At 46.0% G+C, this 13446-nt stretch carries 12 protein-coding genes; 4 read left to right on the top strand and 8 right to left on the bottom strand.

Going from position 1 to position 13446, the window contains the following annotated elements; translation table 11 throughout:
• Window positions 1–45 precede the first annotated feature (45 nt).
• On the bottom strand, window positions 46–1356 hold the full coding sequence (locus tag ACX0G9_RS27900) for a serine hydrolase (RefSeq protein WP_459068270.1): 1311 nt from the start codon (window positions 1354–1356) through the stop codon (window positions 46–48).
• A gap of 129 nt (window positions 1357–1485) precedes the next feature.
• Here ACX0G9_RS27900 and ACX0G9_RS27895 point away from each other — a divergent pair, with 129 nt between their 5' ends.
• The 4 genes from ACX0G9_RS27895 (at window position 1486) to ACX0G9_RS27880 (ending at window position 5527) form a co-directional block, all read left to right on the top strand.
• Window positions 1486–2502, top strand: a complete 1017-nt coding sequence (locus ACX0G9_RS27895) for a fumarylacetoacetate hydrolase family protein (RefSeq protein ID WP_459068269.1) — start codon at window positions 1486–1488, stop codon at window positions 2500–2502.
• Entirely contained in the window at window positions 2499–3380 is an 882-nt protein-coding gene (locus tag ACX0G9_RS27890) for a flavin reductase family protein (RefSeq protein ID WP_459068268.1), read from the top strand. The genes ACX0G9_RS27895 and ACX0G9_RS27890 overlap by 4 nt, the downstream gene beginning before the upstream one ends.
• Window positions 3381–3442: 62 nt before the next feature.
• A complete protein-coding gene (gene lysS / locus ACX0G9_RS27885; protein WP_459068267.1) occupies window positions 3443–4984 on the top strand; it encodes a lysine--tRNA ligase in 1542 nt (513 codons plus the stop codon).
• 168 nt (window positions 4985–5152) lie between these two features.
• Window positions 5153–5527: a DoxX family protein gene (locus ACX0G9_RS27880; protein ID WP_459068266.1), complete on the top strand. Its 375-nt coding sequence runs from the start codon at window positions 5153–5155 to the stop codon at window positions 5525–5527.
• Window positions 5528–5987: 460 nt separating this feature from the next.
• Here the strand turns inward: ACX0G9_RS27880 and ACX0G9_RS27875 are convergent, their stop codons facing one another.
• The 7 genes from ACX0G9_RS27875 to ACX0G9_RS27845 all read right to left on the bottom strand — a co-directional run.
• Window positions 5988–6809 carry an SDR family oxidoreductase gene (locus ACX0G9_RS27875; RefSeq protein ID WP_459068265.1) on the bottom strand — a complete coding sequence of 274 codons (822 nt, stop codon included), beginning with the start codon at window positions 6807–6809 and terminating at the stop codon, window positions 5988–5990.
• 695 nt (window positions 6810–7504) lie between these two features.
• The gene (locus tag ACX0G9_RS27870) at window positions 7505–9055 is read right to left on the bottom strand and encodes an MDR family MFS transporter (RefSeq protein WP_459068264.1); all 1551 of its coding nucleotides are present in this window, start codon (window positions 9053–9055) and stop codon (window positions 7505–7507) included.
• A 48-nt stretch (window positions 9056–9103) separates the two neighbouring features.
• Window positions 9104–10147, bottom strand: a complete 1044-nt coding sequence (locus ACX0G9_RS27865; protein WP_459068263.1) for an HlyD family secretion protein — start codon at window positions 10145–10147, stop codon at window positions 9104–9106.
• Window positions 10148–10185: 38 nt separating this feature from the next.
• Window positions 10186–11559 (bottom strand): TolC family protein, encoded by a 1374-nt coding sequence (locus ACX0G9_RS27860; RefSeq protein ID WP_459068262.1) that lies wholly within the window; start codon window positions 11557–11559, stop codon window positions 10186–10188.
• A 58-nt stretch (window positions 11560–11617) separates the two neighbouring features.
• Window positions 11618–12268 carry a TetR/AcrR family transcriptional regulator gene (locus ACX0G9_RS27855; protein WP_459068261.1) on the bottom strand — a complete coding sequence of 217 codons (651 nt, stop codon included), beginning with the start codon at window positions 12266–12268 and terminating at the stop codon, window positions 11618–11620.
• A 107-nt stretch (window positions 12269–12375) separates the two neighbouring features.
• Window positions 12376–12951, bottom strand: coding sequence for an LPS export ABC transporter periplasmic protein LptC (lptC, locus tag ACX0G9_RS27850; RefSeq protein WP_459068260.1), 576 nt, complete (start codon window positions 12949–12951; stop codon window positions 12376–12378).
• On the bottom strand, window positions 12944–13446 hold a 503-nt coding region (locus tag ACX0G9_RS27845; protein ID WP_459068259.1), incomplete at its 5' end, for a type III pantothenate kinase. The genes ACX0G9_RS27845 and lptC, both read right to left, overlap by 8 nt.

Below are 13446 nucleotides of genomic sequence, written 5' to 3'. Positions count from 1 at the left end.
ATTGGAAGGCAAAAATACGAAGAACTAAGCGAAAATAGCTTCCTTCTAAAATACGCCCTTCCGGTAAGAAAGTTCAAAATTCTTCAAATTGGGCGGATTTTGCCTCTTTCTGCCCAATTCATAACGGTAAATCAGGTCTCCCACCTCTTTAAAGAAGGGGTACCCCATCTCTTCGTATTCATATTTGTCATCGTTCAGCACACCATCCCGATTAACATAGATCACCCCGCTTAGCATAAACTCCACACTATGTTTAAAATCAACGACATAGGCAATATCAGTCAGAAACCCGTATGACCAGCCCGGTTTGTTGAAGATCCGGATATAGGGGGGAATCTGGGTCCGGCCAGCCTTAAACAGGAAAAATTTGGTATAGCTGTCAAAATACTCCGTCGTGTCATATGCCGGATGAGCCTCCTGCGAAGGGTACTGGGACATGTACCGGTAAAGAAAACGGTAATCGTCCGGGTCCAGATGGAATCTTTGGGAATCAGGTACAGAGGCAGGAAATAAAACGGACCGTAGCATTTGGTGCAGGTCCTCGAGAGGAACATTATTATGCCGGGTAAAATCCATGGGTTTGTGGATCAGGGAATCATACCTGTCAAAATGTGCGTCCCCAATGAAAACCGGTTTGCCGAAAGTAAAAGAAAATGCGCTGACAGCCGGAGCCTGATTATACAGTGTCCGTCCGTCCTTAATGAACCTGATTGGATTGGTATGCCCGTTCTCTTCTTGTGTCATCGGCACAAACCTCCGGGTAATACGGACATCCTTATACCCCATTTGATGCAGCCTTTCGTTAATGGGTTGCTGTCCCAGAAACTCGTACAGACGGTTATAGGCGTCGTTATCGCTGACCAGAAAGATTTTCTTGATATACTGGGCCAGGGAAGGCAGACCCGAGGCGGACCCCGAATCCGTATGAACGGAACTCTGCCCGCTAAAAGCACTATCGGTCAGCATCGGGGTGAATTTGTCGATGCCAAAACTTTTCAGGCTCTTCATTTTCTCCAGGGCAAGAAAGGCCAGGGGCATTTTCACCGTAGAGGCAGGATTAAAATACTCTTCGGGGTCAACCCGGAAATAATAATCATGAAAATGGGGAAGGTTCTGTTTATCCCGGTCGATACGGGTATAAATGAGCTGGTACCGGAAAGAATCCGGATTGGCGAGGATCTTTTTAAGTTGGGGGGAGGCATTTTTCTGCAGAAGGTTCTGAAGAAAGACATCCGTTTTTTTCTGGGCAAGGACAGGCTGGGCCAGGCAAATTAAAAACAGGCCGAATAAAAAAACATCGGATAAGCATATCGCTGCTGCCGATAAATGGTAAAAGGAATTCCGGAAACTTCTCATAAAATGTAAAAAACGCATAAAGGAAAACGCCTAAAACTAAGAAAAATAATCCTTTACCTTTGGCCATTCTTAAAATTAGCCTTCCTTTAATTAATCAAACAAAAGGTCAACCTTAAACTAATTGTAAAGATGAAGCTGGTATCTTATCTGAAGGAAGAACGCGATCAACTGGCCATCCTGGTGGATGGTCTTTTATATGACATGGAGGTGATCCATCCGGATATCCCTAATTCGATGAGCATGTTCCTTACTTATTGGGACGAATTGCTGCCCATTGCACAAGCCGGGGACCTTGCTATCCGGGAAGGACATATCAGTTCGGGAAAAGCGAGACTACTGTCTTCGGTAAGGGTACTGGCCCCCGTTCCTTTTCCCACTTCCTGCCGTGACGGATATGCCTTCCGCCAGCATGTAGCTGCGGCAAGACGCAACAGAAAAGTGCCGATGATCCCGGAATTCGATCAGTATCCCATTTTTTATTTTACCAATCACCACAGCATACAGGGTCCTGGCGATATTACCTGTATGCCAGATCATTTTTTCAAACTGGATTTCGAATTGGAAGTAGCGATCGTCATTGCCAAACAAGGACGTAATATCCCGGCCGAAGAGGCGGATGAATATATCGCTGGGTTGATGATCATGAACGACATGAGCGCCAGAACCCTGCAGATGGAGGAAATGTTATTGAATCTTGGGCCGGCAAAGGGAAAAGATTTCTCTACGGTTATCGGTCCCTGGCTGGTTAGCCCGGATGAGTTGTCTGCTTTCGAAGTGCCCTGTAAAGAAGGCCATACCGGCAAGAACTGGAACCTGCGTATGCAATGCCGGGTAAATGGAATACAGGTCAGTGATGGTAATTTGGCTGATATGGACTGGACCTTTGCCGAGATCATTGAAAGGGCCTCCTATGGAGTCGATCTCTATCCGGGAGATGTGATCGGAAGCGGAACGGTCGGCACCGGCTGTTTCCTGGAACTGAACGGCACGGGGAAATTAAATGACCCTAACTATTCAGAACAATGGCTCGCGGAAAATGATACGGTTGAACTGGAAGTAGAAGGTTTGGGAGTCCTTACCAATAAGATACTGCGTGACGAAAGCGATTTCTCTTTGTTACAGAAAAAGAAAAATATTCCTTCATGATCCTTGACCTGAAAGATCTCGGTCCTGCAGTCAGGCACACCTATCTTCAATATGCCATTGCCCCGCGCCCTGTCTGTTTTGCCAGTACGATCGATTCTGCCGGGAACGTGAACCTCAGCCCTTTCAGCTTTTTTAATATGTTCTCTTCTACTCCGCCGATCCTGATCTTTTCCCCTTCCAGGAGGGTGAGAGACAATACGACCAAACACAGTTTGCAAAATGTGCTGGAAGTGCCGGAGGTGGTGATCAATGTGGTCGATTACGGGATGGTACAGCAGGTAAGTTTGGCCAGCTGTGAATATCCGAAAGGAACAAATGAATTTTTAAAAGCAGGTTTTACAGAAGAACCCGCTACCCTTATACGGCCTCCGATGGTCAGGGAAAGTAAAATAAAAATTGAGTGTAAGGTGATCGAGGTTAAACCACTTGGGGATCAGGGGGGAGCCGGCAATCTGGTCATTTGTGAGGCCTTGCGTATGCACCTGGATGAAACGATCCTGGATGAGAACAGGATGATCGATCAACGGCTGGTGCAACATATCGCCAGGTTGGGAGGCGATTGGTATTGCAAAGTAGATCCCGACAGCCTCTTCCTGGTAGAAAAGCCGATTACAGCGCTGGGAATAGGAGTTGACCGTCTTCCCGAACCTATCCGCCATAGCGGGATCCTTAGCGGAAATGATCTGGGTCAGCTTTCGAATGTGCAGGAAATACCAAGGATCGATCCTTCTTTTCATGACGACACCCTGAAAAACATTTTCCAATATTATTCCATCAACCCGGAGGAAATGGAAAAGGAGCTGCACCGGTATGCCAAAAAATTATTGGAGCGGGGGAGCGTAAAAGAAGCGTGGCAGGTATTGCTGGCCCTCGATTAAACGAATTTACTTTACCTTCGCCCTGTTTTTTGCAATCGTTCCAATACATTGTTTCTGAATTTATGATTACACTACATTTATCTGAGCAGGAGATCATCCGCCGGGAAAAACTGGCAGAATTAAAGAAATTGGGAATTGACGCCTATCCGGCACCTTTATATCCGGTGAATAGTTTCGCAGTACCAATAAAGGAAAACTATAAAGGAGAAGAAAATAAAGCGGATTTTGCCGATGTCTGTTTGGCGGGCCGTCTCATGAGCATAAGGGATATGGGCAAAGCCTCCTTTGCGGTTTTACAGGATAGTACCGGAAAGATCCAGCTTTATATAAAAAGGGATGAGATCTGTCCCGGAGAAGATAAAACAGTGTATGACCGGGTATGGAAATACATGATTGACCTGGGTGATATAATCGGGGTGAAGGGATATGTTTTTACAACGAAGACAGGAGAGACTTCTATCCATGTAAAAGAGCTGACTATCCTGACTAAATCCCTCAAGCCTTTACCGGTGGTCAGGGAGAAAGAAGGCGAAACCTTCGACGCCGTTACAGATCCGGAATTCCGCTACCGCCAGCGTTATGCCGACCTGATCGTCAATCCGCAGGTAAAAGAAACCTTTATCAAGCGGACAAAAATGATCAATGCCATCCGGACCTTTCTGAATGAAAAAGGAGCGCTCGAAGTAGATACACCTGTATTGCAAAGTATTCCCGGAGGAGCGGCCGCCCGTCCTTTTATTACGCATCATAATGCCCTGGACGCACCCTTTTACCTGCGTATAGCCAATGAATTGTACCTGAAGCGGTTGATCGTAGGCGGGTTTGACTGGGTCTATGAATTCAGCCGGAACTTCCGTAATGAAGGGATGGACCGAACGCACAATCCTGAATTTACAGTGCTGGAGTTCTATGTAGCCTATAAGGATTATATATGGATGATGGAAACGACCGAACAATTACTGGAGAACGCCGCTATTGCCACGAATGGCACCAGTAAAGTCACCGTAGATGGAAAGGAGATTGAATTCAAAGCTCCTTACAGGCGCGTCACCATGTACGATGCTATAAAAGAATATGCAGGTATCGATATCAGCGGAATGGACGAGGCACAATTGCGGGAGGCCTGCCGCGGGTTGAATATCCATGCCGACTATACCATGGGTATTGGCAAACTGGTGGATGAGATCTTCAGCAACAAATGTGAGCATCATTTTATACAGCCGACCTTTATCACCGACTACCCCATAGAAATGAGTCCCCTTACCAAAAAACACCGCAGCCGGCCAGGACTGGTAGAGCGGTTTGAGCTGATGGTAAATGGGAAAGAGATGGCAAACGCATATACCGAGCTCAATGATCCCCTGGATCAGCGGGAACGGTTTGAAGAGCAGGTCAAACTGATGGAACGGGGGGATGACGAGGCGATGTTCATCGACTATGATTTTCTTCGGGCATTGGAATACGGAATGCCTCCTACGGCCGGTATCGGCTTTGGCATCGACAGGCTCTGCATGTTGATGACCGGGCAGCCCAGTATCCAGGATGTATTGTTCTTTCCGCAAATGCGACCCGAAGTCTATAATCAGCCCCCGTCGCATTCATGAGCCCCGTTGAAAAAGACATTTAGACCCGAATAAATGAGACATGAGGTATGGTTGGAAGGGAAAGGAGAGGAGAATACATAGCCGCTACCGTTTCGAACACCTGTGCAAAGAATGGCCGGGTTTATCCCCGATTTATGCTTAAATTAGGTGTAACAAAACGATAGCCATATGAACAATACAACAATTTTCAGGGTTGGAATAATCCTGTATGCGTTAGTGGTTGGATTTTTTGGCATCAACCATTTCTTAAATGGAACGGGTATGCAAAATACCGTTCCTTCCTTTATTCCCGGGGGAGTATTTTGGGTTTATTTCACCGGAGCGGCCCTGGTAGCCGCAGCCATTTCCTTTCTGACAGGCAAACAAACACGTTTGGCCGGGCTGTTACTCGCAGCATTTCTCCTGATTATCGTACTGACCATTCATTTGCCGGCGGTCATTCATGCGCCGGACGAAAGTTCAGTCCGGTTTCCCCTGACCAATCTGGTAAAAGACACCGGGATTGCCGCCGGAGCATTAATGATCGCCGGTAAAAGAAGCTAAGCTGAAAAGACCCTCCTGTTCTATTAGGCATTAAATTTCTTCTTCAGAAGCCAGGTCCTATTAAAATGTATGGATTTTATAAGGCTGCAGGTCTTCGCGAGGGGATTGCAAAGGGATTCAGAACTTCGTTTTGAACACAGTTCAAAACTCCTTAGGGCTACGCCCGCAACTTTCGTCCCGTTCCCTCGAACGGAACTCAGTTGCTTTCGCATTGCCCAGTTATACCGCAACGCATATGATTTTTTTGGCGCGGGGCGACAAATTTGAAGAAGACGGGTCTTCGCAAGGAGATTTCAAAGGGATCCTCCCTTTGACGCAACGCATATGATTTTTTTGGCGCGGGCGACAAATTTAATATAGAAGCCAACGCCAAAAAAAGCACCTCCCGTCTTTGAACGGGAGGATGATGTTGCCTTTTACCCAGGATTAAAATGAAAAAATTTGAATTAGAGGACCAATATTATAAGAACAGATCGTTCATTAATTTCTGCTCGGGATTGATGGCATATTTGCCAAAATCCGAAATCCCTTCTTTTTGTAGAACGTCTTCATCTATAAAAAAATTGCCTGTCGTTTCAAAAGAAGGTTTTTGTAAGATATAGAAGGCGGCGTCCGCAACTATTTCGGGGGTCCTGCTTCGTTGAATCAAAAAATCCCCACCCAGTATATTTTTCACCGCCGCGGTCGCTATGGTCGTTTTGGGCCATAAGGCATTGGCCGCGATCCGGTATTGTTTCAGCTCTTCGGCAAGCCCCAGGATAACCATACTCATTCCGTATTTGCTCATCGTATAGGCCAGGTGAGGAGCAAACCACCGGGAATCCAGGTTCAGGGGGGGAGAGAGATTTAATATATGGGGATTATGCGCTTTTTTAAGATGGGGGATACAGGCCTGACTCATAAAAAAGGTTCCTCTGACATTTATACTATGCATCAGGTCATACCTTTTCGGTTCGGTTTGTTCTGTGGGGGAAAGATTAATTGCGCTGGCATTATTAATCAGGATATCGATACCACCGAAGACACGGACCGTTTCGTCAACGATATGCCGTATACTGTCCTCGAAACGGATATCACCCTGAATGGGCATTACCTTCGGGGCGCCTGCCGCCGTAATCTCTTCGGCGGCCGTATAGATAGTCCCTTCCAGTTTGGGGTTGGGTTCGGTTGTCTTTGCGGCAATAGCGATATTGGCCCCTTCTTTGGCAAGCCTGAGAGCGATCGCTTTACCGATGCCACGGGAACCGCCGGTGATCAGTACTGTTTTGTTTTCAAAACTCATAGATAAAAAAATAGATGAATAGATAAGTCCTGCTGCATTAAGAGGATCAGTTACTTAAGAACTACAAAATAGGTCAAATTATGTTGTGGCCAAAAAAATAAGGTGGTTATACCAGGCAAACACACGTAGTTATACGATACGAACGGTAAAAACTGCAGGCCTTAAATATAGCATTTATTCTCTTGCACTGATTCTTACAGTATTGTATGTTTGTATTGTTAAGTATGATTGATGAGCGATTCAAATCCAATTGTCCGAAGAAAAACCAACTGAAAGAATGAATGAATGACCAAGTCCGAAGAAAAACCATCCAATTGTCCGAAGAAGAACCAAGTCCAAGTCCAAAAATCCTGAAAATCCAAATTTGAATCCAAAAATCCAAAAAAACCAGAATCCTTAATCAATCAGAACTTAGTAAGTAAAAGTCCAAAATCCAAAAATCCAAGCAAGGTCCAAATCCTAAGAACAAGCCACCGTAAAATTTGTACCTATTGATGGCCATGAAATTGTTGGTAAGGTATCGTACAAAAAAATTGAAAAGTCCTGAAGAGATTCAGGACTTTTCTTTTACATGGAACTCTAACTATCGTCTTTTCTTCTTTTTCCTTTCTATTTGACAATTCCTGCTTTACGAGTATCCAATATATTTGGCATTTTCAGCATATTATTAATAATCTTCTTTCTAATGAGCGTCTCTAATGAGCGTCCACAGGTATAGCCACGGCGCTCTTCTTGAATTTCTGCAGGAAGATGAGGGGTACGCATAATAAGGTGAACACGCCGATCAGCAGGTACATTCCATTATAGGTCGTCAGCATCACCTGCCGGGAAACGATCCCTTCCATAGCCTGGTGGGCCATCTGCTGGGCTTGCTGCATGGGAAACCCTTTGGCCATAAAACCCTGCAGGGAATTATTATACCGGTCCGTATAGGCAGGGTTATATTGATTTATATTTTCCAATAATATATTCCGGTTAACCCCGCTTTTAATATGAATGATCGTCGTCATAATAGCGATCCCGAAAGACCCCCCCAATTGACGCATCATATTGTTGAGCCCTGTTCCCTGGCCGATCTCGGGACCGCGAAGATCCTGGATAGCGAGGGTGGTAAGGGGAACGAAAAGGATGGCCATCCCGATGCCCCGTACGATCAGCGGCCAGAAAAAGTCTCCGGTGCCTGATACCAGACTCGATCCCGACAACATCCAGCAGAATACAAAGAACAGGATAAAACCACCTGCAGATAAGATTTGTGCAGGTATTCCTCTCTTCAGCATTTTCCCCACGAAAGGCATCATAAAGATCGTTGCCAGCCCTCCCGGGAAGAGGATCAGCCCTGTTTGTTCGGCAGTGAAGCCAAGCAGGTTTTGACAGAATACCGGGAAAATAAATGTCGATCCGTATAAAGCCACCCCCATTACAAAAGAGGAAAAAATGCCGATCAAAAAACTGCGGTGCCGTAGAATCTTAAAATTAACGACCGGGAAATCGATACTGGTTTCCCTCCAAATGAAACAGATAGCCGATATAATGGTTACAAAGGTGAGGCCGGAGATCCACCAGGTCTGGAACCAGTCTTTATCTTCCCCTTTTTCCAGGATCACCTGTAAGGCTCCGACACCCAGGGCAAGGAGTGCAATCCCCCACCAGTCGACCCTTTTACCTTTTCCGTATTTGGGCGATTCCTTCACAAAAGTGGATACACAAAAGGCGGCAATAGCGCCTACCGGTATGTTCACATAAAAGATCCATTGCCAGGAAAGATTATCGGTTATAAATCCTCCGATCGTCGGTCCGACGGTCGGACCGACTACTGCACCCAGACCGAATAATGCGGTAGCCATACCCACTTCTGAGGGAGGCCAGGTCTCGAGCAGGATAGCCTGTCCGGTAGAGATCAAACCACCGCCGGCCAATCCCTGCAATAGCCGGTAAATGATCAACTCATTCAGGCTATGAGCATTTCCGCAAAGGAAAGAAGTGATCGTAAAAAGTATAATGGAAGTCAGGAAGTAATTTTTTCTTCCGAATCGATCGCCCAACCAGCCTGACATCGGCAGGATGATCACATTGGCCACTGCGTAGCCGGTCACGATCCAGTTGGCATCCTCAAGGGTGGCTCCCAGATTACCCATTATATCCGGCAGGGCTACGTTCACGATCGTAGTATCGATCAATTCCAGCAGCGCTGCGGTGATCACCGTAAAGGTGATGATCCATCGTCTAAAGCCATATTCTGCCATAAAAAAAGGCGATTAAATGTTAAACACTACTTACACTCAGCAACCAGCTTATTTTGTGTGAACCGTCACTTTTACACTCATACCGGGACGCAAACGCTGTTTCACTACGCTATCTGCCAACAGATGGATCCTTACCGGAACCCGCTGAACTACTTTGACGAAGTTTCCGGTAGCATTATCCGGAGGCAGCAGGGAGAACTTAGCACCCGTTGCGCCGGAGAATGACTCGATCGTTCCCTGAAGCGGTTCTTTGGAGAACGCATCCACTTCCACATCTACTTTCTGATTCAACTGCAGATCGCCAACCTGTGTTTCTTTAAAATTAGCGGTGATATACAGATCATCGTGAACGATGGAAAAAAGAGGAGATCCTGCCTGCACGAGCTGGCCGATCTGGATATTCCGTTTGGAAATGATCCCGCTGGCGGGAGCTGTGATCACGGTATAGGTCAATTGCAATTGAGCAAAATCAACATCTGCCTTCCGGCTATCGATAACGGAAGCGGTGGCGCTCGTCTGTTCTTTACTCGTATTTACCCTTCTGTTCAATACCGGCACCTGGCTTTTAGCCGCGTCCAGATTTGCCTGGGCAGCGCCTTTATCGGCAACAGCCTGATCGAACTGAGCTTTGGTTATGGCGTGATCCTCATAGAGGTTCTTAAAACGTTCGTAATCCTGGGTCGCTTTCCAGAGCTTCACATCAGCTTCTTCGATATTCGCTTTTTGTACGGCGTAGTTGGATTGGGTCTCCGAAATCATTGCGTTGGAGGCCTGAACATTTTTCTCTGCAGCGAACAGAACGGCTTTTGCCTGGTTCACTTTTATCTTATAATCCCGGTCGTCCAGGATGACAAGGGTATCGCCAGCGTGTACATACTGATTATCCTTAAAACGGATATCGGTCACGTAACCCTGGACCCTCGCGATCACCGGGCTGATATCCCCATCGACCTGGGCGTCATCCGTCTGCTCATGCCCCTGAAGGAACAGGTATTCTTTAATGGTGAACCCTACGGCGCCGATGAGGACAAGCCCCAGAATGATTGGGAAGATGAGTTTTTTGCGAGGCTTTTTTGTGTTATTCTGTTCCATATAAAATGCAGTTTTGAATACTTATATTAATGATGTTATTAGAGGTGTATTTTTCCGGTCGATCTGAGCATATCATACCAGGCAATCGTAGCATCCGATTTTGCCAGTTCCAGGTTGACCCGGGAAGCATAGAGCAGGGTCTGAGCTTCAATTCGGTCCGTTGTATTAACCAGGTTATTGCGGAATTTGGATTCGGTGATCCGCTCATTTTCCACGGCCTGGGTAACAGCTTCCTGTAAAACCTTGATCTTTTCCAGGGATTGCTGATACAACGTAAAATCCTGGTGAACTTCTTTGCGGATTTCATCGATGGCCTGTTCCCTGCCGGTGTTCAATTCCTGGCGTTGGATGGCCGCTTCCTTCACTTTGTTTTTATTGGTATACAGACTTCCGATATCCCAGGAAGCGCCTACACCAAGGGTTAAGGGAGCGATCACGGTATTGCCGGTAGGAATCGGTTTGCCGGTCGGATTGATATAATAAGCGCCGAGCGAGGCTGCTACCGTTGGCAGGCGCTGATCCTTTATCTTTTTTATATTGATATCAGCGATCTTGCTCTGATAGGAATTGTCCTGCAATTCGCGGCGGTTGGCTTCGGCAATCTGTAGCAGATCGGCAAAGACGGGTTGTTCTGCCAACTTAAAATCGGCAGGCTGGAGGATGAGCTCCGTCGAGTCGGGCAGTCCGAGCACGATATTCATATTGTAGTTTGCGATTTTCCGGTTGTTCTCCAGTTCGATCTGGGTCAGTTGAAGCTGTGAGCGTTGAAGCTGAAAACGCAATACATCGTTTTTGGTGGCGAGGCCCTGTCCTTCGTATTTAGTGATCTCCGTCAGCTTGGTTTCGACATCCTGCATATTCTGCGCCACGATCAGCATACTTTGCAGGATCTTGTTGAAATTGATATAGGAATTGATAACGATATAGGTAACATCGTCCTTATCCTTGTCAGCATCCAGGCGGTTCATTTCTACCAACAGTTTAGCGGACTGGTCGGCATATTTCAATTGATTGCCTGCAAAAATGGGCTCGGAAACCGACAGTGTCCCCAGATAAGCGGGAAGGTCGAAAGGAAGTTGAAGAGGCTTGCCTGCTTCTGTAATCCCGGGAATATTTACGGTACGTGCCAGCATAAGCGCGTGCATGTATTGAAAATTTACTTTGGCGGTAGGCAGATGGCCGTCTTTTGCCTGAGCCACACGGGCAAGCGCCTCGTCTATCTTATACTGTGATCTCTTCAATTGTTTGCTGTTCTGTAAACCCAGTTGCAAGGCTTCATCCAGCGTGATGGTCCTGTTTTGTGCAAATGTGGTAAATGCAAAGAAGAGGAAGAGGCTTAGGATCCCCGCTATTTTTTTACTTCGTTTCTTATGGCCATTAAAACCTGCCTCAATAAATGCTTCGCGATTCATGTCTTGGTATTTATTTTTACTTCTGTTATTTATGCTGGTCTTTTTTCAGATCGTGCTTTTATTTAACTATATCCCTGTTATCGTCTTCGTTCTTAATATCCAGGTGAGCTCTCAATACTTGTTTGAGATGAGCTTTCAGACGGGGAGAAAGTTTGGAGCGGTACCGGTCTTCGTCTGTATCCGCTTCAATAGCGAGTATATGGCAACCGTATAATTTTGACTGGGTATAGGACGATATGGTTCCCATGATCGTACCAACCGTCATGGAAATATCTACCTGACGGAAAAGTTTCTTCTGCTGACCGTCCGTAATGATCTTTTTTATCTGTTCCAGATTGCGCAGCTTGATACCGATGATCAGATTTTTTATTTCTTCGGAGCGTACACTGGTCGTTTCCTGGTACATGATGTTATGAAAGCGGAGATTGCCCAGGATCCTGTCTACATAAAACTCGACCAGCCGGTCTATCTTATCCCAGGGACTCAGATACATATCTTTATTTAATTCTTCCAGGATGCCATAGGCATAACCTGCCCGGAATTCGATCATGGATTCCAGCAATTTCTCTTTCGAGCCGAAATAATAAGAGATCATGGCCAGGTTGACTCCTGCTTTTTGCGCGATATCCCTAACCGAGGTACCTTCGAACCCCTTTTCTCCGAAGAGTTCTTCGGCGACCAGAAGGATTTGTTCTCTTTTATCTGACATGGTGATGAATTGAAAACACAAAATTAAACAAACGTTTGAATTAAACAAACGTTTAATTGATGTTATTTTTCATCTACCTGTAATTAATTGATAATCAAGTACAACTTCTACTTCGGCATTGCTTTTTCTGAAGTGAGCAGGGATCCTGTAAGTTTTTTTATCGTATACCAGCGGAAGTTTTGATCCGCTTCCATTCCGGTACCGAAAAGGATCTTATCCTTGGTGTAGATTCGTACAGGTTTATCGGTGTAAAATTTTTCGGTATGATTATCCCACCAAAGTTCCTGGCAGTGTACGGTATCTCCTTTCAGGATATTTTTTACGATCACGCTATCCCGGAGGAATACCTTATTCTGGTTCTGGAGATATTTTCCATATAAGGCGTCCAACTGGCTTTCCACCGCCATGGTGGCATTGTAAAAATCAACATGCAGGCTTCTGGGAAACTCTGCATAAGGAGTATCCGCCCGCTGATAACGCAACATAAAAGGTGCAGTCAGCTTACCTTTTATTTTGGAGCCTTCGCTCATGTAGCTCTCGATGTCTATTCCTTCCTCCGGAATCTGCAATTTCTTGCCTGAACCTGGAAGATCCTTTAGCTTATTCTCGCACCCCTGTAAAAAGGTAAGCGCCGACAGTAAAGGAAGGAGTAGAAAAAAACGATAGTATTTTTGTTTACGCATTGAACTGGCTGATGGCATATAACCCTTTATAAATTAGATAGGGGTCTGCAAATATCTTCTTTTTAAGGAGACGGGTAAAATAGGATGTGTCGCCGCCGCTTAAAAGCACGTTAAAGTTAGCATACTTCTCCTCATAAGCTTCGATTATCCCATCAATTTCTTTGGCAATGCCCAGGATGACCCCGCTGAGTATATTCGTCCGGGTATCGTAACCTGCCAGGGGAAAATTCCAGTCAGCCTTTACCAGCGGTAATTTAGCGGTAAAGGTCTGAAGGGATTTAAACCGCATTTCCATACCGGGAGAAATCCCCCCTCCGATAAACTCGCTGTATTTATTGACAAAGTTATAGGTGATTGCAGTGCCAAGCCCTACGACCAGGTTGTTCCTGCCCGGGAAAAGATCAACGGCTGCCGTTACCAGGGCCAGCCTGTCTGCTCCGATCGTTTCCGGCTTCCCAACAGGAGTGGTGAAAGGAATTTTCGATAAATGGTCCA

The sequence above is a fragment of the Flavitalea flava genome, assembly GCF_054461575.1.
Note: the sequence above shows the minus strand (reverse complement) of the source record. Positions and strands in the feature narration are given on the sequence as shown.

Bases quoted from the DNA above. Each gene is read 5' to 3' on its own strand.
- ACX0G9_RS27895 (WP_459068269.1), top strand. From the start codon at position 1,486: ATGAAGCTGGTATCTTATCTGAAGGAAGAACGCGATCAACTGGCCATC.
- ACX0G9_RS27860 (WP_459068262.1), bottom strand. From the start codon at position 11,559: ATGAATCGCGAAGCATTTATTGAGGCAGGTTTTAATGGCCATAAGAAA.
- ACX0G9_RS27875 (WP_459068265.1), bottom strand. From the start codon at position 6,809: ATGAGTTTTGAAAACAAAACAGTACTGATCACCGGCGGTTCCCGTGGC.
- lysS (WP_459068267.1), top strand. From the start codon at position 3,443: ATGATTACACTACATTTATCTGAGCAGGAGATCATCCGCCGGGAAAAA.
- ACX0G9_RS27880 (WP_459068266.1), top strand. From the start codon at position 5,153: ATGAACAATACAACAATTTTCAGGGTTGGAATAATCCTGTATGCGTTA.
- ACX0G9_RS27855 (WP_459068261.1), bottom strand. From the start codon at position 12,268: ATGTCAGATAAAAGAGAACAAATCCTTCTGGTCGCCGAAGAACTCTTC.
- ACX0G9_RS27870 (WP_459068264.1), bottom strand. From the start codon at position 9,055: ATGGCAGAATATGGCTTTAGACGATGGATCATCACCTTTACGGTGATC.
- ACX0G9_RS27865 (WP_459068263.1), bottom strand. From the start codon at position 10,147: ATGGAACAGAATAACACAAAAAAGCCTCGCAAAAAACTCATCTTCCCA.
- ACX0G9_RS27890 (WP_459068268.1), top strand. From the start codon at position 2,499: ATGATCCTTGACCTGAAAGATCTCGGTCCTGCAGTCAGGCACACCTAT.
- ACX0G9_RS27900 (WP_459068270.1), bottom strand. From the start codon at position 1,356: ATGAGAAGTTTCCGGAATTCCTTTTACCATTTATCGGCAGCAGCGATA.
- lptC (WP_459068260.1), bottom strand. From the start codon at position 12,951: ATGCGTAAACAAAAATACTATCGTTTTTTTCTACTCCTTCCTTTACTG.